The organism is Candidatus Thiodictyon syntrophicum (assembly GCF_002813775.1).
Lineage (GTDB): Bacteria > Pseudomonadota > Gammaproteobacteria > Chromatiales > Chromatiaceae > Thiodictyon > Thiodictyon syntrophicum.
The window spans coordinates 4217725-4243769 of record NZ_CP020370.1 but is presented as its reverse complement, the minus strand read 5'-3'; the positions used below and the strand labels follow the sequence as shown (position 1 = coordinate 4243769).

Below are 26045 nucleotides of genomic sequence, written 5' to 3'. Positions count from 1 at the left end.
GTGGCCCATGCCCGACAACTCGATGACGGCGAGGCCATGGCCCTGGCCATCGCCCAGTCGCGCGGCTGGACGCTTGCCACCGATGACCGCAAGGCGATCACGGTCGCATCATCCGTCGGAGTCATCACCTGCGGTACGTCGGGACTGGTGAAGCGCTGGGTGGATACGGCCGCGGTCGAGGAACCGGAGATCCGCGCCGCCCTCCTGCGCATCAAGCACCGCGCGCGGTACCTGCCGGGGTTGCGGGACCCCTTATTCTCATGGTGGATGGGCTACCTGCCCGATGACTTCGGCATCTTAACCAGCCGCCGGGGTAAGATCCTGTTTCACGATCGGACCCCGACCCCAGCCGCGCTCAGCCCGGCGGCCCCGCCCCAAGGTGACCCCAATGACGCGTAATCAGCGACTCCCGATCCGCCTGGCCTTGCTGTTACCCCTGCTGCTGGGGTCCTGGCTGAGCCCGGCGGCCCTGGCGGACCAGGCGGCCGACACGGCGCCAGCCCCTGCCGCCGCGCCCCCCGCGGGCACGGCAGCGGACGCGACGTTCCACCGCCGCCTCGAGCGGGACCTGCAACACGATATCGCCCGCGTCCAGCCGTGGCTCGACCGTTACGGCTACGCGGCGGTCGCGCTGGTCGTGGGCGCAGAGGGGGCCGGGGTGCCGACGCCCGGACAGACGCTGCTGGTGGTCGCGGCCCTGGATGCAGCCGCGCACCCGCGGCTGCGGATCGGGTGGCTGCTGCTGGTCACCTATCTGGCCTCGGTGCTCGGCAATGCCCTGGGCTATGTGATTGGCCGCCGGGGCGGGCGGGTGCTGCTGGCTCGCTGGGGGTTCAACGCGGAGCGGCTGGCACGGGTCGATGCCGGCTTCGCCCGCTGGGGCGGCTGGCTGGTCGTCTTCGGCCGCTTCATCGACGGGCCGCGGCAGTTGCTCAGCATCGCCGCCGGGGTCCTTGAGATGCCCTGGCCGCGCTTCGCCCTCTTCACCCTGGTGGGGGCGGCCCTGTGGGTGGGTGTCTGGGGGTTCGGGGTCTACTACCTGGACGAGCACCTGTATGCCATGATCGGCTTGATCCGCAGGATCAGCCCCTGGACGGCCGCGGCGACCCTGGCCGCCCTGGTCGTCGGGGTGATCGCCCTGGTCTGGTGGCGGCTGACCCGCGGGAGGCCGGCGGCGGGCACGTAATGGGCGCGCTCCATGCTTGATGAGGGTGAGGCGGCCGCGCCGGATGGGGCCTTGTGCCTTCGCGCCGGAGGCGGCGAACAGGGTATCGATTTGCTCACCCGCTCGCCGCCCGCATCGCGACCGGACGCTCGCCGCGGGTTGCGGTCGGGGCTTGCGCAAGGATGCCGGCGAGAATCCGCGGCACCTCGAAGACGGCGCTATTGTCGATCCGGCGCACGCGCGCCTGGTAGTCGGGCAGGTGCCGCGTGATTTCCTCGACCGCCGCCTGCACGGTCCAGAAACTGCGATGAACCACGCCCAGGCCATGCTCGCGCACCCACTGCGTGTTCCAGCGCTCCTGCGGCATGGTCCAGGGGTTGCGGGTCACGATCACCGGTAGCCCTTGCTGCACCGCCTCGCTCAGGCTGCCCGGCCCGGGCTTGCCGATGAAGAAATCGGCCAGACGCATCCAGCGTGCCACCTCGGTCGTAAAACCGACCACGACGCGCGGCGCCCGGGCCGGCTGGTCCCGCAACGCCTTGGCGAGCTTGGTATTGCGACCGCACAGCAGGATCAAGGGGGTGTCGGGCAGGCGCCTGGCGATCGCCAACATTGCCCCGGAACCGGTGCCGCCGAACAACACCAGGCCGGTCGGCGTGTCCGCGTCGAGCCCCAGTCGCCGCCGCTCGGCGGTCCGCTCGATGGGCCTCTGGGCATAGAAGTCGGGGCGTAGGATCATGCCGCTGCTGCGATGCACGCGCTGCGGCTTGCAGCCGGCGGCCAGCGCCTGCGCGACTGCATGGTCGGTACCGCACACCAGGTGCTGCGCCAGGTCCGGCTCGATCCAGAAGTGGGGCGGATGATCGGCCATGTCGGTGAGCACCGTCACGAAGGGTACGCCCGGGCACGCGAGCGCCAGGCTGTCGTGCAAGGCGCGGTTGAAGTTGGGGATCAGGGACACGACCAGATCGGGCCTGGTCGTCTGCCAATGGCGCGCCAGGCGCCGCACCAGGCGGGCATGGCCCAAGCGGATCAGACCTTGAAACAGCTTGAGTTCCTGGGCCAGACCCAGCGTGAAGCCGGTCGCCAGGCGCATGTTGTAGAGGTCCTCGGGCTCCATCCCGGTCACACGTAGAAAGCGCTTGTTCGGGTCCAGCACCTGCATCAGGTTGATCTTGCGCACCTGCCAGGGCCGCCGCTGATCACGGATCGCCTGCTCCAGCGCCTGCGCCGCAGCACGGTGTCCGCCGCCGGCGTTGAACCAGATCAAATCGACGGTTCTTATGGCCGGCGTCGTCGCACGCGGCGCCGGCGGGCGCCACGGGCGTTCGTGTGCAGCAGGGGCGCGAAGAGTTACCAGAGGAGTCACAAAGCGAGGTTCCAAATGACTGGGAGCCAACGGACAGGACTAACGGCATTATCGATGATCTTGATGACACCTTGGTTACCATCGGCGTCGTGCGCGGCCGGGCTCTCAACCAACCTGGGGGCAGTGGTTGTCACCATCCTGTCACCATTCCGGAACCACCGTGTAACGTTGGGCGCTTAGGCTGCTGCGGCTTGAGTAACGCCGGGTCCGTGGCAGCCCCCAGGGCCCGCAAAGGTGTCCGGTGAGCGGGCGCAATCCTTGAATGTCACCCACCGAGCAGAAGAAATGAAGACACCGACGTGGTTCAACACGGCCGGCGCGGCGGCGCTGGTCATCATCGTCTGGGCACCGACAGTCCCGGCGGCGCCCTGGAGCTTCGGCATCATGGGCGACACCCAGTGGCCGAACTCGCCCGCGCCCGTCAAGAACCCGAACGTCGCGGTCAATGTGATCAATCACTTGAATCAGCAGTTTATCGGACACGGCGTGAAGTTCGTGGTGCAGGTCGGGGACCTGACCGACACCCCCGGTACCAACAACGTCAACCTGGATGTCCGGGCCGCCTTTGCCCAGGCCCTGTACAACGCCGGCATCGGCTTCTATCCGTTGCGCGGCAACCACGAGAGTTCGGCGAGCGCGGCCGGCGAGTTCCAGCGGGTCTTTCCCCAGACCCAGACCGGCGTGAATAATCAGACGCCGGATAACGCGCGCATCGCGACGACCTATTACGGTGCGGCACCGGTCAATACCGGGACGAACTTCACCGTCGGGTCGAATTTCGCCACCGAACCGACCCTCGAAGGGCTCACCTATTCCTTCGACTACAACAACGCGCGGTTCGTCCTGGTCGACCAGTTCACCAAACCCAGCGGCACGGCGCACTCGAATCTGAACCAAACGGACGTCGACTGGGTCGGCGCGCGGCTCGCCGCCCAGCCGCGTCTGTCTCATGCCTTTGTGTTTGCCCACAAGGGGCTGATCACCGCGAACCACAACGATAACCTGTTCAACAGCACCAATCCCGATGCCGCTGCCGCGACCACTTGGCCCTTGACCAACAGTTACATGGCCTATCTCCAGAATAACGGGGTACGCTATCACACTGGGGGCCACGACCACCTGCACAACCGGGCCATCGTCACCAGCCCGGACGGCCTCTCGAAGGTGCAGAACATCATTGCCGCCTCCAACAGCTACAAGTTCTACATCCCACCCATCGCGACCGGGCTTGCGGCCCAGGCGTGGCGTTCGCGTGAGCGGCAGATCGCCCAGGAACTCTTCACCGTCGGTTACTACATCGTCACCGTGGATGGTCCGCGGGTCAACGTCGACGCCTATGCCTCCCCTAATGGCTGCGACGGTGACTGCAACCTGACGGACGATGTCATCCCCTATACCTTCACCAAGCGGGAAAGCTTCGGGTACAGCCTGAACGGCAAGGAGGTCGTCGTTGAGCAGGGCGCGAGCCTCGCGCTGACCGACGACACCACCACGGCCGTCCGCAATGGCGAAACCGGTTACGTCGGGACTCGGATGGCCATTGTGGAGGGCACCAACGCCGCCACGGGCAAGGACTACAGCAACCGTGCCCTGGCGAAGACCGTGGATACCGGCTGGGCGCCGCGGGCCGGCGGCACGGCCAGCGATATCCTGACCCTCTGGGGCCTGCACGACAGTCTAGCCACTGACTTCGCGGTCCCCGCGACCGCGACGGCCGCGCCTTCCGGATATCAGTTCAAACTGAAGAGCGATCGGACCGACACCTACGTGCTCTCGCTGAGCTACCAACCAACGGGCATCAGCGCCCAGCAGTTCGCGAGCGGTCTGTTCGGTCTCGCCACCCGCGACGCCGAGGGCAATTGGGTCAACGCGGTGGCGGCGAACGACGGCGGCGCGGGGAGCTTCGTTCAGGGGCCCTATGTCCACGGCGATACGCTCGGGACCTACGGCATCGACACCGCCACGCAGACCGCCTGGGCGGTGGTCAATCACCAAGGCGACTTTGCGGGGGTGCGGCCTTGACATGATGTGCCTTTGAGGAGTATTTCGTAACCTTCTGTGACTAGACGAGAAGGTGCAGTCGTGGCGAAGGTAGTCAGGATCTCGGGTGACGAGGTGACGGTCGAGGTAACGGTGCGGCTCAGCGGTAGCCTGCTGGACATGGAAGGAGCCATCCAGGAGGCCACCAACGCGGTGGGGCGCTGCGCCACCGAGGAGGCGCTGCAGCGTTTCGACACCGACGGCAGTGCGATCCGTGTCGGCGCGATCAAGCTGACCGCGCGCGGGCGCGATCCGAAGGAGTACCAGACGCCTTACGGGCCGGTCGAGGTCGAGCGTTATGTCTACCAAAGCTCGCGCGGCGGGCGGATCTACTGTCCGCTCGAGCACCAGGCGCGGATCGTGCGCGGGGCGACCCCCCGATTCGCCAGTCAACTCAGCCACAAGTATGCGCAGCTCAACGTGCGCGCGGTGCAGACTGACCTTGAGCAGAACCACGGTCGGACGATCGCTACCTCGTATATTCAAAATGTTGCGGAGTGGGTAGGCACCATCGCCACGGCCAAAGAGGAGGACTGGGAGTACGCGATGCCGGCGCTTGAGACGCCCATCGCGACCGTCGTGGTCAGCCTCGACGGCGCCATGATCCCCATGGCCGACAGTGCGGGCTGGCGCGAAGCCATGGTCGGAACCCTCTCGCTTTACGACGGCGAGGGCGAGCGCCAGCACACCATCTACCTCGCTGCGGCACCCGAGTACGGCAAGCAGGAGTTCCGGCAACGCATGGAGCGCGAGATCCAACGCGTCAAGCGGCACCTCCCCGAGGCACTGTACCTGGGCATCGCCGACGGGGCGGCAAGCAACTGGCGGTTCCTCGAGCAACACACCGACCGCCAGTTGATCGATTTTTTCCATGCAACGGAATACGTGGGCAAAATCGCCCAAGCGACCCATCCGCAGCGCCACGCCGAGGGCCCGCGCGCGCAGTGGCAGAGCGCGCACTGCACGACGCTCAAGCACGACCCCGCCGCCCTTGACCTGCTCATCGGCGAGGCCGCGCGCCTGTCGCAGCGGCACACCCTCTCGCAGACGCTGCGCGACGACGTTCTCAGCGCTTGGACCTACTTCACCAACCATCGCCATCAAATGGACTACCCGGGCTTCGTCGCCGCGGGACTGCCGATCGGATCGGGCGTCACCGAGGCCGCCTGCAAGACCTTGGTCAAGCAACGGCTATGTGCCTCCGGGATGCGCTGGAAGAACAAAGGGGCCAAGATTGTGCTCAGCCTACGCGCACTGACGCAGACCACCGGACGATGGGCACAGTTCTGGCAGAAGATCGACCAGTTTGGGGCTGAGTGCTACGGTTAGGCACATTATTCGGAGGCCGCACCCCTTTGCGGTGGCCGATTTTGCCAAGGGCTCGCCGCAACTCTATGCCCTGATCGCAAGCAAAGCCGGTCCGGCCGGCGCCCGCGTCTGGACCCTGAAACTCGTCAATGGGCGTGAGCCGGTCAGGGGTGCCAGGATCGACGACCTGACCCTCACCCAGACCCGCGGCACCGCCTGCACACCGGTGCTCGGCAGGCCCACTGCCAGCAGCAGTGTCGAGGTCCTCACGCCCTATGTTCGTCCGGTCGGCGACATCGGACCGAGCGACTCGGCGCTGAACTCGGTCCAGCTCGATTTCAGCACCTGCGCCGCCACGGCACGTTTCACCGCCACCATCGATTACAGCGCCGATGGCGGGGTGAGCGGGACCAAGACCCTGTATAACCAGTTTCGTTAGCCGCAGCGGCAGGAAGACCATATCATGAATAAAATCATCAAGCCCTTTGCGGGCCTTGCGCTGGCGCTGACGATGCTCAGCGCCCCGGCGGCCCAGGCCTCCATACTGACGCCCGATCCGGCCAACGGGGCACTCGTCGGCGCTCCCGGAACCATCGTGGGCTGGGGGTTCAGTTTACACAACGACGACCCGCTGAACTATCTGCTCGTGAGCAGCGCCACCTTTCAGACCGATTCCGCGGCATCCGGAACCTTCAGCGATTTTTTGGGGCTTCAGTCCCTCGAGGTCGCCCCCCTGACAACCGTGGTCCAGGCCTTCGACCTGGGTAATCAATTGGGTATCGGGAGCTATGCGATCCCGTCCTTCGCCTCGTCCGGCACCGTGGTGTCGGGGCGTCTCCTGCTCACCTTCGACCTTTATTCGCGCAGCATCGATGCTGCCGACTTCGATCCTGATACGGATCTGGTCTCGTCCGGCAATGTCATTGCGGCGGATGCCGCGGTCCCGGAGCCCGCGACCTTGCTGCTGCTCGGCCTCGGTGCCTTTGCCATCCCGCGACGGCGCCGTGCTCGGAGCGCTTCGCCGAGGCACTCCTGTCCCCGCCGCCACCCTCTCCGGCATTAGAGCGCGCCTTCGCCCACCGTCGCGAGCTGCTCGGCGGCGAATAACCGGTTCCGCGCCACGCGTCGTTGCACTCTGTCCGCGCCGGGGTGCGCGCCTGGCTCGACGCCTGGCTCGCCACCACACCGGCGGAATTCGAGAGCCCGCGGATTCGCGACGCCTTCATCGCCGCGGTGCTGCGCGATGCCGGCGGCCTCCCGGCCGCGGTCGAGCAGATGCTGGCCGGGGCCTTGGCCGAGCGCGAAGTGTCGCGGCGCACCGTGCGCGACTTGTCGAGCGACGCGGCCACCACCTACCTGGAGTAGACCAGCCGAGTCATCAGCCGGGCGTCGTCTGGGGCCCGCGGACCCCTATTCTTGGCTGGCCCTGCGTTCCGCAAGCACGCGCCCGCTGCTGGTCGGCTGGCAGGAATCCTGGCAGGCTGGTGAATGGGCCGACGGTGGCGGCGCGTCAGACATTGCCGTCCGCGCCTGTCGGAAATTTCCGAAATCAGGTGTGGCTGGCGCGCCACAATGCAAAACATTGATCTTAACAAGTACCGAGCGATCACCGAGCGTCTACTTTAATTTCTGTCAGTGCTATTTTCCAGCGCCCCGGTATTGCCGGGAAGCGCGGCATGTGGCAACGGACAAAGATACCGGACTGGATTGGTCGAGTGGCGTGGACGCGGAGTCCGTGTAGCGCGTCCACCACAGACATATGCTTGGACCCAAGAAGCCGAAAATTAAGATCTTCACCTGAACCGACAACAGGCCGCAACCATGAACAAAATGCTGCTCCGTACCTCTTTTGCCCTGATTGCTTTCGCAGCGACGAACTGTCTTGCCGAATCCGATATTCCCAACCTCGTTGGGAAGTGGACCGGCGAAAAAGAATTCGCAAAAATTCTGAAGACGGAAAGTCCCGTTGGCAGGAGCCACACGCCGCATGAGGAATTTGGTAAGGTAAATGTTGACGTCGAGTTCACAACGCAAAAGGGCAGGCTGCTGAAGGGCACTAAGACAACTGAGAAGTGGTCTGAAAGACTGGTTTGCGTCATCGACTACGATAATAAATGGTTATACTGCACCGATGAAAACGGGATGTTTGACGGTCAATTGGTCGGAAAGGACGAGATCGTTTTTCACTACCATCATGTTACCAGCGATAATTCTATTGTGTCGGTAATGAAATTGGCGAAAAGGGAGTAGCATTCTTGGCTGGCAGGTGTTGAGCCCCGAATGGGTGGGTACATTCTCGCCAGCCCAGGTGTTGCGTCCTTCTAAGGTCGGGCGCTTGCTCCCGTGCGGCCCGCCGGTCCCGCTGTGCGGCACCCGTGCGCGGCTGGTTTCGGATCATTGCGTCGGCATGAGGGCGGCAAGGTCGTGCGGGCCTCGATCATAATCCCGGCCACTGGGAGCGCCGCACCCCAGTGCGGCGCGATCTCGCTGGCGACCGCTGCGTTGCGTGCTGCGGACAGGCCGGGCCGCACTGGGGTGCGGCGCTCCCAGTCGGTCGGCCTGAAGGCCGACCGACACACCGCGGTGGCCGGAACGATGATCGACGCCGTCGTGCGCGACGCCCGTCCGCGGCCAGTGCCGGAAGCAAACGCACTTGGCGAGGGCGACAACGCGCACGCCCCGTCGCTCAACACGAACCACAAGCGCCTGTGGTGTCTGCGGTTTAGGGTTCCTGGAGTGCCTTACCTGGTGTGTGGTTCTTGAATCGCTTTATATCATCTGTTATAAAGCGCTCAGGCACTCACGCGACACCGATTATGAGCCCCGGCGACATCCTCAAATTGCGCCAGTCGTTGCACCTCACGCAACAGCAGTTCGCTGATCGGCTCGGAGTTTCGTTCGTCACCCTGAACCGCTGGGAGAACGGGCAGACGCGCCCGTCAGCCTTGGGGCTGGAGAAGCTGCGTCAAGCAGCGGCGGAAGCGTTGGCCGGCGCCACCGACGCTGCCACGCCGGATCGCACCACAGCGCCCGCCCCTGCGGGACAGGAGTCCCTGGACTTCCTTGGGGACGCCAACGCGTTGCGCGTACTGGTCGAGGGCGAGCGGTTGTCCTACGGGCACCTGTTCAACCCGGCCTTCGCGACTGAGGTCAGTCGCATCGATCCCCTCCCGCACCAACGGATCGCGGTTTACGACCGGATGCTGCCGCAACCGCGGCTGCGCTTCCTGCTGGCCGACGATGCCGGTGCCGGCAAGACCATCATGACCGGCCTGTACGTGCGCGAGTGCCTGACCCGTCGCACCTTGCGGCGCGTGCTGATCGTGGCGCCGGCCGGCCTGGTCGGTAACTGGCAGCGCGAGTTGCATCGGCTCTTTCGCCTTGAGCTGCGCATCGTGGCCAGCGCCGATGCCAAACAGGGCAACCCCTTCGTCGGCGATGATAGTGACCTGGTCGTGGTCAGCATCGACAGCCTGCGCAGTCCCCGGCTGTTCGCCGCCCTGCGCGACCCGGCGGTGACCGCCTACGACCTGGTGGTCTTCGACGAGGCGCACAAACTCGCGTGCCACCGTGATCCCGACGGCACGATTCGCCCTACCGAACGCTACCGCCTGGCCGAGGCGCTGGCCGGCGTGCGCGACCTCCCGGACGCCTACCGTCTCCCCTGGTCCGCGCAACACCTGCTGTTGCTGACGGCGACCCCGCACATGGGCAAGCCCTACCCGTACTACGCGCTGTGGCGGCTGCTGGAGCCCGAATTACTCAGCACACCAACCGCCTTCGAGCACTTTCCGGCCGCGTCCCGGCAGCGCTGCTTCATCCGTCGGGTCAAAGAGGAGATGGTCAACCTGCACGGCGACCCGCTGTACCCGGCGCGTTGGTGCGACACCCACAGCTACGACCTCGGCCAGGGCGAGATCAGCGAGCAGACGCTCTACAACCGCACCACTGCCTACATCAACAACTACTACAACCTGGCGCGCGTCCTCAACCGCCAGGCGGCACGCTTCGCGGTCATGATCTTCCAGCGTCGGCTGGCGAGCAGCACCTGGGCACTGTTGTGCTCGTTGCGCAAGCGGCTGGCGAAGCTCGAGGCCATGATCGAGGCCATCCGCTCCGGCCGCATCCCCGAGGACGAATGGCGCGCGCAGCAGATGCTGCTTGAACAGAAGGCCGCCAAGGGCAAGCTGGTCGACGCGCTCGCCGACCAGACCGCCGACGAAGAAGGCACCGTGCACGGGCAGGAAACGCACGAAGCGAATGAGGACGAAGCGCTCGGGGCATTCCTCGCGACCAACCTCGCCGAGTTGCAGACCGAGCGCGACGAGGTGCGCGGGCTTCTCGGGCTGGCCGAGGCGGTCCACGCGCAAGGGCAGGACTCCAAGTTTCAGCGCCTGCGCGAGCTGCTCGCCGACCCCGAGTACCGGGATGAAAAAGTCATCATCTACACCGAGCACAAGGACACGCTGGATTTCCTAAAGCGCGGCCTCGAAGGGCTGGGCTTCGCCGGCCAGGTCGCCTGCGTCCACGGCGGCATGGGCTTCGTGAGCCGCGATGCCGAGGTCGAGCGCTTCCGCGCCCCGCACCAGCACGGGGGTGAAGGCGCGCGCTTCTTCGTCGGCACCGATGCCGCGGCCGAAGGCATCAACCTCCAGTTCTGCTGGATCCTGATCAACTACGATATTCCCTGGAACCCGGCGCGACTGGAACAGCGCATGGGCCGCATTCATCGCTACGGCCAGAAGCGCGATCGCGTCGCCATCCTCAACCTGGTGGCCGGCGCGACCCGCGAGGGCCGGGTCGTCAAGACCCTGCTCGACAAGCTGGAGGAGATCCGCAACGAGCTCGGCTCGGACAAGGTCTTCGACGTGGTCGGGCGGATGTTTGAGGACGTCTCGCTGGCCGACTATGTGCGCCGCGCGGTGGACTCGGACGAGACCGCCGATCGCGAGGCGATGGCGGTTGCCGGCAAGCTCACCGCCGAGCAGATCCGGGCGCTCGCCGCGCGCGAGGAAAGCCTCTACGGCCGCGGCGGGGAGATCACCGCCGAGCTGCCGCGCCTGCGCGAAGCACTCGCCATCGAGGAACTGCGCCGGCTGCTGCCCGGTTATGTGCGCCGCTATCTGGAGCATGCGGCACCGCTGATCGGCGTCGACCTGGTCGGCGACCTGGAGGCCGACTTCATGCTGCGGACGCGCCGCCCCGGCGTACTCGAACGGCTGTTGCCGGTGCTCGACAGCTACCCGGCCGCCGCGCGCAATCGCTTCAGCGTCTACCCGACCGCCGACGAGCACGAGGCCATCTACCTGCACCCCGGCGAGCCGGTCTTCGAGCGCCTGACCGCGCTCGCCGCCGAACAGGCGAGCGTGGCAGGCCGCCGCGGGGCCATCTTCACCGACCCGGGAAGCCATGCCCCCTATCTGTTCCACGTCGCCCGGCTGTCCGTGGTGCGGGCGGCCGATCCAGGCGTGCCGGGCTTGGGCCGCGCCGAGGTCATCGAGCAGCGTCTGGTCGGCATCAAGCAGTTCGCCGACAACCGCTGTGAGGAGGCGCCAGTCGAGCAGTTGCTGCTGCTGCGGCCGGGCCGCAAGCACGCCCCGACCAGCGTCGCCTTCTTGGTCCACAGCGACACCTGGCGCCTGGCCGCCGCGCAGTACCTGCAGACGGAGGTACTCCGACGGCTGGCACAGGTGCAGGAACTTGCCGCCCAGGCGCGCCTGGGCGAAACCGAAACGCTGCTCGGCCTCGCCTACGACTACCAGGAATTGGAACTGGCGGTCGCCCGCAAGGAGTACACCAGGAAGGCCCGCGCCGGTGACCGTAAGGCCGAGCCCGAGGTCGAGCGCATCCGCGCCCGGCAAGGGGCGCTCAAGGAGCGCCGCCGGCAGACCCTCACCCAGGCCCGGCGCGAGGTTGCACTGATCCAACCCGGTACGGTGGAGATCCTCGCCACCGCCTTGGTGCAGCCGTCGCAGGACCCCGCGGACATCCAGGCGCGCGACCTCGAAGTCGAGCGCATCGCGATGGAGATCGCTACCGCCGCCGAGGCCGCCCAGGGCGCCGACGTGCGCGATGTCTCGACCCCGGCGAAGGCGCGCCTGGCCGGTCTGAACGATTACCCCGGCTTTGATCTGTTCTCCAAGCGGCCGGGTGATGAACGCGGTATCGAGGTGAAGGGGCGCGTCGGCACCGGCGAGATCGAAATGACTGAAAACGAATGGGCGAAGGCGTGCAACCTACGCGGGCGCTACTGGTTGTATGTCGTCTTCGACTGCGGCACGCCGCAGCCGCGGCTATTGCGGGTTCAGGACCCGTTTCAGAAACTCATCGCCAACGCCAAGGGCACCGTGGTGCTCGGCTATGGCGATATCGCGCGGGTTGCCGAGGCGCTCTAGCAAGAGCGCCCGGCGAGATTCCAACAACAGGTCATCGCTATGCTGAACCGCATCAGGATCAAGGGCTACAAGTCGTTGCGCGACGTCGAGGTGCGGCTGGAGCCGCTGTCGGTGCTGTTGGGACCCAACGCGGCCGGCAAGAGCAACTTCCTCGATGCGCTGCAACTGCTGTCCAAGATCGTCGGGAGCCGCACGCTGAGGGACGCCTTCGAGCCCCCGTACCGGGGCAAGCCGCTGGAGTCCTTCTCGTTCGGCGCCGACGGGCTCAAAGGTCTGCTGGCCCAGGATTCGCTGTCATTCGCAATCGAGGTCGATTTCACCCTCTCGGACGCAGTGGTTGAGACGGTCAATCGCGGGGTACGGGAGCTGAAGAGTGCGCTCGATCCCAAAGCTGAGTCATCCGATGACGAGCCGGCGCCCAGCGTGATTCAAGAGCGCAACCTGCGCTACCGCATCGCAATCGAGATGCTGCCGCGTTCCGGCATCCTGCGGGTCAGCGACGAATATCTCGCGGCCCTGGACCACAACGGCGAGCCCAGCGGTGCCTGCAAGCCCTATCTAGTCCGGCATGACGACCGGTTGCAGTTGCGTCTGGAAGGCCAGGAATCTCCGTCCTATCGGGATCTGTATCTCGACCACAGCATCCTGTCGTTTCCCAACTACCCAGCCCATCATCCGCACGTGGTTGCAGCGCGGATGGAACTCGGTAGTTGGCTCTTCTTCTACTTCGAGCCCCGCGAGCGCATGCGCGCCGCGAATCCCGTCAAGGAGGTCCGCCACATCGGCCTGATGGGTGAGGAACTGCCCGCCTATCTCAATACCTTGCGGGCCTTGGAGCCGCGGCAATTCGCCGCGGTCGAGAAGGCACTCAAGACCATCCTGCCGCAGATCGACGGCATCGATGTCGGTGTCAGCGACTTAGGCGAAGTGGAATTGCGGTTGCGCGAGAACGGCATCCTGGTGCCGGCGCGCGTGCTGTCCGAGGGCACGCTGCGCATCCTCGGCATGCTCGCCCTCACCGGCGCCCGGGAACCGCCGTCGCTGATCGGATTCGAAGAGCCCGAGAACGGCATTCACCCCCGCCGCATTCAATTGATCGCGGAGTTGCTGAAGACGCGCGCGGGCTGCGGCAATACGCAGTACATCGTCACCACCCACTCGCCGATCCTGCCTGACCTCATTGCGGACACCGCGCTCTACATCACGCGCAAGACCAACGCCGGCACCCAGATCGAACCGTTCTCGACCTGGGGCCCACTGGCGCGCCGCGGACACATCGATGATGCGCTGATGGATGGAGACGACGCGGGGCTGTCGGTCTCGGAGCGTCTGTTGCGGGGAGATTTCGATGACTGAGGCGCCGCCGCGGCGGATCGCCGCCTTCAAGGCCGCACTGGGCCAGGGCTGCCGGGCGCCCGACCGCAAGTGCGCGCGCGACCGCTACAAGGAAGCCCTGATGCGGGCCGTGCTGGATGCCGGCATCACGCCAAGTCTCGGCGGCATCGAATTCGCCGAGGACATCGTCCGCGCGATGGACCTGGAGCGTGCGGCCCGCGACGATGCCTCCCTGAAGCACTTCCTCGACGACCTGCGCGCGGCCCTGCGGAGTCTTTGCCCATGACCGACAAACGCCTGATCGAGGTCGCCTTCCCCCTGCGCGAGACCTCGCTCGACTCGGTGCACGAGAAGAACGTCCGCCATGGCCACATCTCCACGCTGCACATCTGGCCGGCGCGTCGGCCGCTGGCCGCTTGTCGGGCGGCCCTGATTGCCACCCTGCTGCCGGACCCCGGCGACGATGAGGCGCGCAAGGCGCTGTTGAAGCGGCTCGGCGGCACGCTGCGCCGGACCACGAAGAAGAAGACGATGCCGAACGGCCGCGTCGAGGACATCAAGGCGTGGGAAACCGAGGGCGGCGTGTTGCACTGGGGCCGCGAGTCCGGGCCGGACATGGATTGGTTCCGTGCCGAGATCCGCAAGGCTTATGGCGGCCGGGCGCCGCGCGTGCTCGACCCCTTTGCCGGCGGCGGGGCCATCCCGCTGGAGGCGATGCGGCTCGGCTGCGAGGTGACCGCCGCGGACATCAACCCGGTGGCCTGGTTCATCCTCAAGTGCACGCTGGAGTACCCCCAGCGGCTCGCCGGGCAGACGCGGCGGCTGCCGGACTTCGCGCTGCACGACCCGGTGTTCATGGCCGCGTATCTGAAGGCCAAGGGCCTGACGCCGGGCGAGGTGAAGCGCCAGGTCCGCGCCCTCACGGCGGCCGGGGCGCCGCGCGCCGCGGGAACCGCCGGCATCGCGGTGGGCGAGAACCTCTCGCTGTTCCGGGACCCGGAAGTCGATCCGGCGCTGCTCGATGCCGATCTCGCCTGGCATGTGCGCGCCTGGGGCCAGTGGGTGCTGAAGGAGGCGCGCCGCGACCTCGCCCGCTTCTATCCCACCTACGCCGAATACTGCGCGCTCAAGCCCTATCGCGTGGTGCCGCTCGACTGCGACGAACCGCTGCGACTGGTGCCGCTCAACGACGCTGGCGAACCGCAGATCGACCTGCTCAACGCCGGCTTCGCCGCCGACTACCTGGACAACCCGACCCAACCGCGCTGGATCGCCAAGCCGACCGTCGCCTATCTCTGGGCGCGCACGGTGCGGTGTAAGTCCTGCCGGGCCACCATGCCGTTGCTCAAAACCCGCTGGTTGGCGAAAAAGGACAACAAGCGCGTACTTCTGACGATCCGACCGAACGACGACCGCACCGGCGTGGTGTTCGGCATCGACGCCAAGGTCCCCGCACACCGCGGCAATGCCGCCCAGCGGCGCGAGTACGACAAGCAGATTGGTGCCGGCACCATGAGCCGGGCTGGCGCCCATTGCCCGTGCTGCCCAACCATCATGACTTCGCAAGACTTGCGCCTTGAAGGCCAGGCTGGCCGTTTAGGTGAGGTCATCACCGCAGTGGTGGTCGTCAGCCCCGAGAGCAAGGAGTACCGTCTGCCGATGGCGTTGGAAAGCAAGATGGCCATTGCTGCGACTGATGAAACGAAACATCTGTTCGCTGGAGTGCCGTTTGGTTTGCCAGATGAGGCGGTCCCGGTAGGTGCGAGCCGAAGCGGCGGCGGGTCGCCGTTCACGACGCCACTTTACGGTCTTGATAAATGGTGGAAACTGTATACGGGAAGACAGATATTCTGCCTTGGAAAACTTCTCATCGAGACGCGAAACGCCTTTGGCGCACTAGAGCGTGGCGGATATCCTAGCCTATGGACTGAAGCCGTGGCCTCGTATTTGGCAATCATGTTTGATCGAATTGCCGATAGAGGTAGTTCGATCTGCCACTGGGACATGGGTTACGAGAAGATTGCAAACACCTTCTCAGGTTTCCGCCTTCCCATTAGTTGGGATTTTTCCGAGTCGAGCGCAACCGGTGACAGCACCGGCTCGCTGACAGGCCAACTAGAATGGATCGCGATGTTCGTCGCCCATGCGCTCTCCGCCTTTCAGCATACGTCCCGACCGTCTATTGAACGGCAAAGTGCGATATCTGCTCCGAGCGAAGAATATGATCTCATTCTCACGGACCCACCATATTATGATGCCATTCCGTACTCAGACCTGATGGACTTTTTTTATGTGTGGCTGCGGCGCACCTTACATGGCCTGACTCCGGAGTTGGACCGAGCCTTTACTGAGCCCCTGTCTCCCAAGTGGAACCACGCGGCCAACGATGGCGAGCTGATCGACGACGCATCACGCTTCGATGGCAATAAGGCCGCCTCCAAGCAGAACTACGAGGCCGGCATGGCGCGGGCCTTCGGTGCCTGCCATGCGGCGCTCAAGCCCGACGGGCGCCTGGTGGTCGTGTTCGCGCACAAGCACCCGGACGCTTGGGAGACCCTGGTCGCCGCGATCATCAAGGCCGGCTTCGTGGTAGACGGCAGTTGGCCGATCCAGACCGAGATGGGCAACCGGACCCGCGCCTTAGCGTCTGCGGCCTTGTCCTCCTCCGTCTGGCTCGTCTGCCGCAAGCGCGACCCGGCCGCGCGCCCTGGTTGGGATTCGGCGGTGCTCAAGGAGATGGAGGCGAACATCATTCTGCGGCTGCGGGACTTCTGGGACGCCGGCATCCGCGGGCCGGACTTCGTGTGGGCGGCCACCGGGCCGGCGCTCGAAGCCTACAGCCGCTATCCGGTGGTGAAGAAGGCCGCGGCGAGCGGTGGCCTGATGGAGGTCGGTGAGTTCCTGGGCCATGTCCGGCGCATGGTGGTGGACTTCGTGGTCGGGCGGGTGCTGACCCACGGCGCGGGGGCGCCCGCGGTCGGCGAGCATCCGCTCGATGACATCACGACCTACTACCTGCTGCACCGCAGCGACTTCGGTCTGAAGGAGGCGCCGGCCGGACCTTGCATCCTCTACGCGGTTTCGTGCGGGCTCTCGGAGCGGGAGCTGGTGGACCAATGCGGCCTGTTGGCGCGCGGCAAGTCAGGCGGGGCGGCCGATGCGCAGGACGATGCAGACGCCGACGACGAACCGACGGACACCGGGGGCGGCGGCGGCAAGCTGAAGTTGAAGCCGTGGAAGACGCGCACCCAGCGGGGGTTGGGTGAGGAGCCGCTGCGCGGCCGGGCCATCCCGCTGATTGACCACGTGCATCGGCTGCTGCAGCTGTGGGACGCGGCCGACGTGGTGAAGGTGAACGCCCACCTCGACGGCCACGGGCTGCGGCGCAGCCCGTTGTTCGCCCAGTTGCTCCAGGCCTTGATCGAGCAGAGCCGCGCCGAGGGGGTCGCGGACGAGTGCGCGGCCCTGGAGCGCCTGACCAATCACGTGAGGGGCTCCGGCAGCGCGGCGCAAGGGGCCTTGGCGCTGGGGGACTGACCGAATGACGTTAGCGTCGCAGATACTCTGTGGTCTGGCTCCCACGCTCCTGCGTGGGAGCACGTGCGGGCGCTCCGCGTCCAGTGCCCAGACCGGACGCGGAGCGCCCGCACGGCATTCCCACGCTGGAGCGTGGGAACGAGAGGCGAGGTGGCCTCGATCATGGTTCCGGCCACAACCGGCAGGGCGTACGCAGAGACTTGTTCTCTCACGGAGACACGAAGGCACGGAGAAGAAAGGAAAGCCTTCGTGTCTTTGTGTCTTGGTGAGAGCAATTGCCGGATTTAGGATTTGAGTTGTCTGGGGGATAACATGGCAAAAACGACGACGCACGCTTGGCACCAGGTGATGGCGCTCCGCGCCGAGATCTTGAGCGCCGAACTGTCGCAGAAGCAGTTCGCCGCCGATCTGCACGACGTGATGCTGGGGGACAACCCCGGCATCTATCATGATCCGCAGGAGTTCTTCGCGCTCACCTATCCGACCGCGCGGCTGCGCGATCTGGTGCGCGATGTGCTCTGGCGGCTGGCCGGCAAGTCCGAGAAGGCGGTCCGGCAGTTGTACCTGACCTTCGGCGGCGGCAAGACGCACGCGTTGGTGACCCTGGTCCAGTTGGTGCGTGCCCCCGAGTCCCTGCCCGACATCCCGTCGGTGCAGCAGTTTCGCAGCCATTGCGGGCTCCCCGAGGGACTGCCGCGGGCGCGGGTGGCGGCGGTCGTGTTCGACCATCTCGATGCGGAACAGGGCATGGAGGTGTGCGCGCCGGACGGCAGTCGGCGCCGTCTGCTGATGCCATGGAGCGTGCTCGCCTGGCAATTGGCCGGCGACGCCGGGCTCAAGGTGCTGAAGGCGGACGGCAGCGAGCGGGTGAGCCCGCCGGCGACCAACGTGATGACCCAATTGCTGGAGCTGGCCCGCACCGAGATCCCGGCGGTGCTGATCCTGTTCGACGAGGTGCTGTGGTTCGCCCGCACCATGGTGGATAAGGACGCGGCCTGGACCGGGCGCCTGAAGGACTTCCTGCACAGCCTGACCCAAGCCGTCGCCAAGGTGCCGCAGTGCGCCCTGGTGGTGTCGCTCTTGGCCTCGGACACCAACAAGATGGACGCGCTCGGCCGGCAGATCAGCAAGGAACTCTTCGACGAGATCAAACGCGTATCGGACGAGGGCGTGCGGCCGGTGGAGAGCCACGACGTGCCGGAGATCCTGCGCCGGAGGCTGTTCACCCTGGCCAGCTACCAAGATCGCTCGGCCTGGCCGTCCCAGGTCTATGCGGCGCTCAATAGCCTCGAGGCCGTCGATGCCCAAACCAAGCAGCACCGCTCGACCGAAGAGCAGCGCTATCTCGCCACCTACCCCTTCCACCCGGACCTGCTGGAGGCGCTCTACGGGAAGTGGACTCAGTTGGAGGGCTTCCAGCAAACCCGCGGTATCTTAAAGACCCTGGCCTCGGCGCTGCGTGATGCGGCGGCCTGGGACAAGCAGCCGCTCATCGGCGCACAGGTCTTCCTGGGCGCCGTCGGGGCCGAGGGGTTGAGCACTGCGGCGAACGAACTCGCCAACATCGCCCAAGTGGAGCAGTACGACGGCCGCAAGCAGAACTGGCCGGCCATCCTGAGCGCGGAACTGGCGCACGCGGCCAAGGCGCAGGAGGGACTACTGGGGGTGGCGGGACGTGAGATCGAGCAGGCGGTGATGGCGACCTTCCTGCATTCCCAGCCGATCGGCCAGCAGGCGAAGACGCGCGAGGTGAAGCTCCTGGTCGGTCTCGCTGCGCCCGACCCGATCAATCTCGATCAGGGGCTCGCCGCCTGGGCCGACAACTCCTGGTACTTAGACGACCTCTTCACCGGCGAGCGCGAGGGCGGGTTGCCCAAGGTTTGGCGCTTGGGCTCCAAGCCGAATCTGAAGCAGATGCACGCGGCGGCGCGGGCCGGCGTCAGCGACTCCCTGGTGGACGTGGTGCTGGAGAAGACGATCCAGGACGCTGCCAAGCTCACGGACGGGGCGCGCGCGGCCGGGGCGAAGGTGCACAAGCTGCCCGCGAAGCCCGCCGACATCGACGACGACGGGCTGTTTCACTACGCCGTGCTGGGTCCGGCGGCGGCGTCGGATGCCGGCAAGCCGAGCGCCTATGCGCGGCGCTTCCTCGACGAGACCACCGGGCCGGACAAGCCGCGCGCACAGAACCGCAATGCGGTCGTGCTCGCGGTACCGGCGCGCGACGCCTTGGCGGCGGCCCGCGACAAGGTGCGCGATCTGTTCGGCTGGGAGGAGGTTCAGCGCCTGCTCAAGGAGCGCGATGACCTCGACACGGTCACCACGACGCGGCTTGGCGCCAATCTCAAGAGCGCGCGTGCGGAGGTGGTGTCGGCGGTGGTGCTGGCCTACTGCATTGCGGTGACAGTCACCGACACCAACACCGTCGCCGCCTACCGCATCAACGTCGATAACGAACCGCTGTTCATCAAGTTGCTCGCGGACAGGCGGCTGCGGATCGAGACCAGCGCCGTCAACGCCGAGGCTCTGCTGCCTGGTGGTCCCTATGACCTGTGGGCCGCCGGTGACACGGCGCGTTTCGTCAAGGACCTGGTCGGCGCCTTTGCGGCCACGGCGAGCCTGCCCAAGATGCTCAACCGCGAGGCGATCCTGGAGACGCTGCTGGCGGGCTGCGCGGCGGGGCAGTTCGTCCTGCGCATCACCCGTGCGGACCACTCGCAGCGCACCTTCTGGCGGGCGCGGCCGGATGCGACCGCGACCGCGGAGCCGACGCTCGAAGTGGTACTGCCGGAGGCGGCGCTCCTGACCGACATCGACCCGGCCACGCTGGCGCCCAAGGTCCTGCCTGGACTCTGGGACAGCAACGAAGTCCCCTGGCAGGCCTTGACCGACTACTTCTCCGCCACGCATCTGGTCCGTGAGGACAAAGGGGGCTGGACCGAGAGTCTGCTCGTGCCGGCCGCCGCGCCGGACGCGCTCAAGGCGGCCGTTGCGGCGGCGGTGAAGAAGGGCACGGTTTGGCTCATCAACGGCACCGCGAGCCTGCTCGAAGAGGAGGTGCCGGCCGGCTTCGTGAACGAGCACGCGCTGCTGTTACCGCCGCCCGCACCGCTCGCCGCCACGGACCTGCTGCCGGAGCAACTCCCGGCCGCCTGGAACGGCGATATAGCAACGGCCGAGCACATGCGCGCTGTGCTGTCCGCCGGTCTTGGCCGGCCCTTGCCCTGGGCGACCCTGCGCAAGGCCTTGGAACTGGGGTTCCGGTTGGGCCTCTTCGAGCGCACGCTCGATTGCGGTCCCTGGCCCTGCGACTTGGGCGGCGCCGCCGCGGTGAAGGTAAGCACGGTTAAGGACGTGGTGCTGCCGCCGCCGCCACCACCAGCTGACGGGAGCAAGGTCGCAACCGCGGTGTTGGAGACGCACCAGATCGTCGATCTTGCCGACGCCATCGACGAGTTGATCGCCGCGACCGCCGGCCATGAACTGTCGCTGACGCTGACCGTCACACTGCATCGCGCGACGGGCCCGGCGATACAGGCTATCAACGGCGTCAACGCGGTCTTGGAGAAAGTGAAGCCTGGGTGGGAACTCCATTAACAATGGGCGCTGATATGATTGAACGATCGGTAGCGGATCTATACGAGCGCGACTTTTACGCTTGGGCAAGCGAACAGGCCGGCCTGTTGCGAGCCGGGCAACTGGCTGCGGTCGATCTTGCCCACGTCGCCGAGGAGATCGAGAGTATGGGCCGCAGTGAACGACGAGAGCTCGTTAACCGCCTGGTCGTGTTACTTCCGCATCTGCTGAAATGGCGTTTCCAGACCGGTCGCCAGGGGAACTCCTGGCGGCTGTCGATCAAGGAGCAGCGAATTCGTTTGAAGTTGCACCTCGAAGACAATCCAAGTCTGAAATCGCATCTTGATTGGGCGATCACCCAAGCCTATCAGTTGGCGGTGATTGAGGCGGAGCGCGAAACCGGTCTGCCAGAGTCAACTTTTCCCGTCATCTGTCCGTTTAGGCACTGGTTCAGTTTGGTTCTTCCTTATCCTTATGTTTTTGTAGTATTTTTATAACCTGGGCTGTCGAACTCTAAGGACCTCATCCCACGAGAGTCCCTGCTGGAGAATCCCCAGAGCCACCGCAGGAACCTGTTTTGTCGTGAAGTGGCTGCGAATAAAGTTATGGACAATCCACAACATATCCAATGTTCTTTGCAAACCAGAAATGCTCTTCGCGTACGTATTCGTTCGGCGGCGATAAGCAGAATTCTTTCGCCGAAATGAAGCGTTCGATGCTTCCAAATGATTAGCATGAATATCGGCTGGCGTCACATCTTGATCGGTTTCTGGATGCTCCGGATGAGGGGTTTCGTATTTGGGACGCGAGTGCCCCGTTCTATCAGTTCCTTTCCCTTTATTCTTAAGGCGCACCTTCACACCGCGACGAAGCACTTTCGGTGGGCGGCCGCGTTTTCCGGTTCGCAATACTTCGTGGCAAATTTCAAACAGGAGATTGCCATACCGACGTTCCCCGTCGGTGACTAGAGTGACATCGCCAGTACGCAGGATGACATCTCTAAGTATTTGTATGGCATATGAAAATAGGCTGCGATCCTTTTTCCCGCACTGAAGCGCCCAGATAAATCGACTTGCCCTTTCCATCAGTACGATCGTCCAGCCTTCACAATCCTCCGGGGGGACATTCCTATTCACTTTCGTATAAAGCTCATCACCTTCGATCAGTTGCTCAATAAAGGTGTGCGTCAGGGCATATATGACCAGCACATCCTTGCAATCGGCCAGGCGACGCTCCCATAGGAGCAACGTATTCTTCGCAATCGCGAAGGCCCGGCAGGCGGCGTTCAAGCCGATCCCCTCAGTGCGCGTTTTGAGCACTTGAATGATGAAGCTGGTCGGTTTCCTGAGCCCCTCGATAAGGGTGGCTTTGGTCTCGGAAAAGAGCCTATTGCAACTTTGACATCGCCACAGCAAACGCGTACCGTTATGACCGGTTTGATACGTCTTGTGATGCCGACAATTCTGTGAATTGCAATGAGGGCATGTCCATTGTCCGTTCAAGAAGTTCTCACTTATTCAAAAAGTGACGGAAACCCGCGCCGAACTAGATATATTACATATATTTCAATGTCTTGTAAACAGGAATTAAACTGAACCAGTGCCTCCGTTTACCTGTCAGCAATTATTCGACGATGCGTTTTTGCCTGAAGCGGCGGGGTCGCATTAGCGAGCGATGGAGCGGATCGGGTCAGGTCTGGGGGCGCGCGGGAAGGGGTCACGGGCACGGGTCATGTAAAGGCAAAGAAAAGCAGGTCCCGTTGTGATTGCGTCGGCGACTACCGGGTTCGGCACAAGCCTCGTTGAAGCAGGAACTTAGCACTGAATCTGCCTATGTGTAGGTTTGTGTAAGTCTAAGAGAACGGCTTCCAGACCCTGATGTACGCCTGTCAGGAGGACATGGACTTCAACTCCCCCGCCGGGGCCGCGGCCATGAGCGCACGGCTGCACCAGGACTATCTCTGGCCAGCAGAGGCCACGCAGGCGGCGGATGACTTGATCGGTGGCTTCTACGCCAGTTGCGAACTATTCCCCAAGCACTACCGGCCCGGCTTCCACGACCCGGTGACCGCGGACATCCCGACCCTGGTCTTCTCCGGCAAGATGGACACCCAGACCGCCACGAGCTGGGGACCGGAGACGGCGCGCCACCTGCCCCGCGGCCAGGCCATCGTCTTCCCCGAGGCCGGGCACGGCGCGCTGGCCTTCTCCCAATGCGCCCGGGACCTGGGCGTGGCCTTCATCGAGAATCCCACGGTGCCGCTGGACAAGTCCTGCGTGGCCGGTTTGACCCCGACCTTTGCGCTGCCCCCGCAGCCGGTCGGCGCCCAGGCCGGCGAGGACTCCCGATAACCGCCGCCGCGCCGGTCATGGCCGGCAGTGGGGCGCGGCCTTCGTCATCATCGCGGCCACCCGGCGGCCGACCACTCCCATTCACTCCGCTGCGCTCATCCAACCGCTCCGAATGAGGTCAATACCTATGAAGACGCCATCGCTCCTCGCCGCCGGCATTGTGCTCCTGGCATCAAGCTCCGCCCAGGCCATCGACGCGCACTACCGCCGGCTGCTCGAACGCTCCGGCTGCACGCAAGTCTCCGAAGCGCAGGGCTGCGACATCAACAAGACCAGGAAGGAAAACGCCAAGGCCGGTTTCGTGGCGGACGCCCCCGCCAACAAGGCGGCAGCCGCCGGCCAGACCCCTTATGCCGGGCAATGGGTTGCCAAGGCCGCGTCGGGAGCGACGGTGGCGACCATCCGCATCAACGCCAAAGAGCAGGTCTGGGTGAGCGGCAAGCGCGTGAAGGCCAAACGCAGCGACGGCGCGCTGGTATTCCGCGACGGCAAGATCACCTATACCATCCAGGGGGACCGGCGTTTGCAGGGCGAGGACTCCTGGACGGATTTCGATGCCGGAACCAAGGGGCCGATCGTCGCCGAGTGACCCCGGTCGGTGCGCGCCGGGCGCCCCTCAATCCAGATCGGGGGTCTCGCCGGTGGCGATGTAGACCACCCGCTCGGCGATGTTCGTCGCCCGGTCGGCGACGCGCTCGTAGAGGTGCGTCACCCAAGACAGGGCGATCCCCGGCGCCGCCTGCCGCGGATCATCGCCAATCAGCACGGCGATGGCGTCGATCAGTTCCGACTGGAGGGCGTCAATCTGATCGTCGCGGCTGGCCACCAGTCGCGCCAGCGGCGCGTCGCCGCCCGCCTGGCCGTAGGCCACCAGCGCATCGCGCAGCATGTCCACGGCCGCGTCGCCCATGTCCGCGACCCGAGCGAGGAGCGGCGCCGGCAGCGGCGGCTGCGCGTGGCGCAGCAGAATCCGGGCCACGTCGGCCGCGTAGTCCCCGATCCGCTCCAATTCCGCAACCAGTTCCATGGAGGCGCCGATCAGGCGCAGATCCAGGCCCGCGGGCTTGTAGGCGGCGAGCACCAGCAGGGCCTCTTGCTCCAGCAGACGGCGCTGCCGGTTGATGGCCGCGTCGCCGGAAACGATCTCCCGGGCCAGGCCGAGGTCCTGCCCACGCAAGGCCTCCAGTGACTTGCGAAGGGCCTGTTCCACTTGGCCACCCATGACCAACAGCGCCTCTTTCAACGCCTCGCGCTTCTTTTCGACCAACAGCGGTGACTGGGGCAAGGTGCTTCCTCCGGTTCTGTGTCAGGGATCGTCCGCCTGAGAACGGACGGACATTAGTCTCTACCTTAGCGAAAAAGTTGACGGTTTGCTGATCGGCGATCCGACACCGGGCAGCGGCCCGCGGTCGTGGGCGACTCAGGGGCTATGGATGTGAAACAGGTCGAGCCCCCGCCGCGCCAGGTCCGGCCGCCGCCGCAACGCACCCACCCGCCGAGCGCGTCGCCTCTGCATGGAGTCCAAGGCTTCAGCCTTGGCGGGCTCCAAGGCTGAAGCCTTGGACTCCAGACGCCTGGGCCGCGGCGCTTGGCTTGACGGCAGTGACCCGCAGGAGGCGGTCCTGCGGGTCCAGCGTCCGGCGAAGGTCTGGATCGAGGTCGAACGGCGCCGGTCCGCAACACGGCGGTCGCACGCCGGTCACCGTGAGGTCATGATCGGCCCCTAGACTCGCGGATCTGTCATCGCCACGAGCCTCAAGAGCCCTGCCGTGAAAGCTGCCCTGACCCTGCGCGACCGCATCGACCACGCCGTCTTCAACGCCATCTATTCCCGCTCACTGGTCTACAACACCTGCTGGGAGGACCCGGCGGTCGACCGCCTGGCCCTGGCCCTGAGGCCGGACGATACCCTGCTGGTCATCACGAGCGCCGGGTGTAACGTGCTGGACTATGCGCTGGCCGGGCCGCGGCGTATCCACGCGGTGGACGCCAATCCGCGCCAGACGGCGCTCCTGGAACTGAAGCTGGCCGGCATCCGGCACCTCGCCTTCGAGGACTTCTTCGCCCTGTTCGGCGGCGGTGTTCATCAGCACCACCGCGCCCTCTATCACGAGGCCCTGCGCGCCGACCTCTCGCCCTTCGCGCAGCGCTTCTGGGACGAGCGGCTGCACTGGTTCGACCCGGGGCACGGCAGCTTCTACTTTCAGGGGCTCGCCGGGACCGTGGCGCGCGCCTTCCGCGCCTACCTGCGGGTCCGCCCGCGTCTGGCGGCCGGCATCGATGAGTTGCTCCAGGCGGACTCGCTCAGGGGCCAGCGGGCCGTCTACGATACCCAGGTCGCGCCCCTGATGTGGGGCGCGGGCATGAACTGGACCCTGTCGCGCCAACTCACCATGAGCCTGCTCGGCGTGCCCTATGCCCAGCGCCGCCAGGTCCAGGCGCAGCACCACCGCGGGGTGGCGGGCTTCATCCGCGAGGCGGTCGAGTACGTCTTCCGCGAACTGCCGGTCTGGACCAACTATTTCTGGATGGTCTATCTCAACGGGCGCTATACCCCGGCCTGCTGCCCCGAGTATCTGAAGCCAAAGAACTTCGCGGCCCTCAAGGCGGGGCTGGCGGACCGCGTGGTGCCGTACACCTGCACCGTGACCGCCTTCCTGCAACAGACGCAGGAGCGCATCTCCAAGTTCGTGCTGCTCGATCACATGGACTGGATGAGCTCCTACTATCCCGAGGCACTGGCGGAGGAGTGGACGGCCATTCTGGCGCGGGCGACCCCACGGGCCCGGGTCATCTTCCGCAGTGCCCACGCCGCCCCCGCCTATCTCGACGCCATCGAGGTCGGGGCCGGCCGCGAGCGTCTGCGCGAACGCCTCGTCTTCCACCCGCGGCTGGCGCATGACCTCCAGCGGCGGGACCGGGTCCACACCTATGCCGGCTTTCATGTCGCCGACCTGGCGGGGGCCTGA

Annotated in this window: 20 protein-coding genes; 17 read left to right on the top strand and 3 right to left on the bottom strand. The window is 65.5% G+C overall.

The window, feature by feature from the left end; genetic code table 11:
* A complete protein-coding gene (locus THSYN_RS17765; protein WP_100920305.1) occupies positions 1-399 on the top strand; it encodes a PIN domain-containing protein in 399 nt (132 codons plus the stop codon).
* Complete coding sequence (locus tag THSYN_RS17760; protein ID WP_100920304.1) at positions 389-1186, top strand: DedA family protein; 798 nt, start codon at positions 389-391, stop codon at positions 1184-1186. The genes THSYN_RS17765 and THSYN_RS17760 overlap by 11 nt, the downstream gene beginning before the upstream one ends.
* Before the next feature lie 94 nt (positions 1187-1280).
* On the opposite strand, the gene THSYN_RS17755 is transcribed toward THSYN_RS17760, so the two are convergent.
* On the bottom strand, positions 1281-2435 hold the full coding sequence (locus tag THSYN_RS17755) for an MGDG synthase family glycosyltransferase (RefSeq protein ID WP_236848599.1): 1155 nt from the start codon (positions 2433-2435) through the stop codon (positions 1281-1283).
* A gap of 384 nt (positions 2436-2819) precedes the next feature.
* Here THSYN_RS17755 and THSYN_RS17750 point away from each other — a divergent pair, with 384 nt between their 5' ends.
* The 12 genes from THSYN_RS17750 (at position 2820) to THSYN_RS17690 (ending at position 21222) form a co-directional block, all read left to right on the top strand.
* Positions 2820-4556 carry a metallophosphoesterase family protein gene (locus THSYN_RS17750; RefSeq protein WP_100920303.1) on the top strand — a complete coding sequence of 579 codons (1737 nt, stop codon included), beginning with the start codon at positions 2820-2822 and terminating at the stop codon, positions 4554-4556.
* 60 nt (positions 4557-4616) lie between these two features.
* Complete coding sequence (locus THSYN_RS17745) at positions 4617-5903, top strand: ISKra4 family transposase (RefSeq protein WP_100917720.1); 1287 nt, start codon at positions 4617-4619, stop codon at positions 5901-5903.
* Between the two features lie 31 nt (positions 5904-5934).
* On the top strand, positions 5935-6321 hold the full coding sequence (locus THSYN_RS17740) for a hypothetical protein (RefSeq protein WP_100920302.1): 387 nt from the start codon (positions 5935-5937) through the stop codon (positions 6319-6321).
* Between the two features lie 24 nt (positions 6322-6345).
* Entirely contained in the window at positions 6346-6945 is a 600-nt protein-coding gene (locus THSYN_RS17735) for a PEP-CTERM sorting domain-containing protein (RefSeq protein ID WP_100920301.1), read from the top strand.
* A gap of 65 nt (positions 6946-7010) precedes the next feature.
* Positions 7011-7247: a hypothetical protein gene (locus THSYN_RS17725; protein WP_100920300.1), complete on the top strand. Its 237-nt coding sequence runs from the start codon at positions 7011-7013 to the stop codon at positions 7245-7247.
* Positions 7248-7703: 456 nt separating this feature from the next.
* Positions 7704-8132, top strand: coding sequence for a hypothetical protein (locus THSYN_RS17720; RefSeq protein WP_100920299.1), 429 nt, complete (start codon positions 7704-7706; stop codon positions 8130-8132).
* A 566-nt stretch (positions 8133-8698) separates the two neighbouring features.
* Positions 8699-12277 carry a helicase-related protein gene (locus THSYN_RS17715; RefSeq protein WP_100920298.1) on the top strand — a complete coding sequence of 1193 codons (3579 nt, stop codon included), beginning with the start codon at positions 8699-8701 and terminating at the stop codon, positions 12275-12277.
* A gap of 39 nt (positions 12278-12316) precedes the next feature.
* Positions 12317-13633 carry an AAA family ATPase gene (locus tag THSYN_RS17710; protein ID WP_100920297.1) on the top strand — a complete coding sequence of 439 codons (1317 nt, stop codon included), beginning with the start codon at positions 12317-12319 and terminating at the stop codon, positions 13631-13633.
* Positions 13626-13898: a hypothetical protein gene (locus tag THSYN_RS17705; protein WP_100920296.1), complete on the top strand. Its 273-nt coding sequence runs from the start codon at positions 13626-13628 to the stop codon at positions 13896-13898. Before THSYN_RS17710 ends, THSYN_RS17705 begins: the two co-directional genes overlap by 8 nt.
* Complete coding sequence (locus tag THSYN_RS17700; RefSeq protein WP_100920295.1) at positions 13895-17149, top strand: DUF1156 domain-containing protein; 3255 nt, start codon at positions 13895-13897, stop codon at positions 17147-17149. Before THSYN_RS17705 ends, THSYN_RS17700 begins: the two co-directional genes overlap by 4 nt.
* 312 nt (positions 17150-17461) lie before the next feature.
* Positions 17462-20746, top strand: coding sequence for a DUF499 domain-containing protein (locus THSYN_RS17695; RefSeq protein ID WP_157817756.1), 3285 nt, complete (start codon positions 17462-17464; stop codon positions 20744-20746).
* Positions 20747-20748: 2 nt separating this feature from the next.
* A complete protein-coding gene (locus THSYN_RS17690) occupies positions 20749-21222 on the top strand; it encodes a DUF29 domain-containing protein (RefSeq protein WP_236848598.1) in 474 nt (157 codons plus the stop codon).
* On the opposite strand, the gene THSYN_RS17685 is transcribed toward THSYN_RS17690, so the two are convergent.
* Positions 21217-22227: an IS1 family transposase gene (locus THSYN_RS17685; RefSeq protein ID WP_100917404.1), complete on the bottom strand. Its 1011-nt coding sequence runs from the start codon at positions 22225-22227 to the stop codon at positions 21217-21219. The genes THSYN_RS17690 and THSYN_RS17685 overlap by 6 nt on opposite strands.
* Before the next feature lie 375 nt (positions 22228-22602).
* Between THSYN_RS17685 and THSYN_RS17680 the strand changes: the two genes are divergently transcribed.
* A complete protein-coding gene (locus THSYN_RS17680; RefSeq protein WP_100920293.1) occupies positions 22603-23076 on the top strand; it encodes an alpha/beta hydrolase in 474 nt (157 codons plus the stop codon).
* Between the two features lie 127 nt (positions 23077-23203).
* Positions 23204-23665, top strand: a complete 462-nt coding sequence (locus THSYN_RS17675; protein ID WP_100920292.1) for a hypothetical protein — start codon at positions 23204-23206, stop codon at positions 23663-23665.
* 27 nt (positions 23666-23692) lie between these two features.
* Here THSYN_RS17675 and phoU read toward each other — a convergent pair whose 3' ends face one another.
* Positions 23693-24361 carry a phosphate signaling complex protein PhoU gene (gene phoU / locus THSYN_RS17670; RefSeq protein WP_172965307.1) on the bottom strand — a complete coding sequence of 223 codons (669 nt, stop codon included), beginning with the start codon at positions 24359-24361 and terminating at the stop codon, positions 23693-23695.
* A 484-nt stretch (positions 24362-24845) separates the two neighbouring features.
* On the opposite strand from phoU, the gene THSYN_RS17660 reads away from it, so the two are divergent.
* Positions 24846-26045, top strand: a complete 1200-nt coding sequence (locus THSYN_RS17660) for a BtaA family protein (RefSeq protein WP_100920290.1) — start codon at positions 24846-24848, stop codon at positions 26043-26045.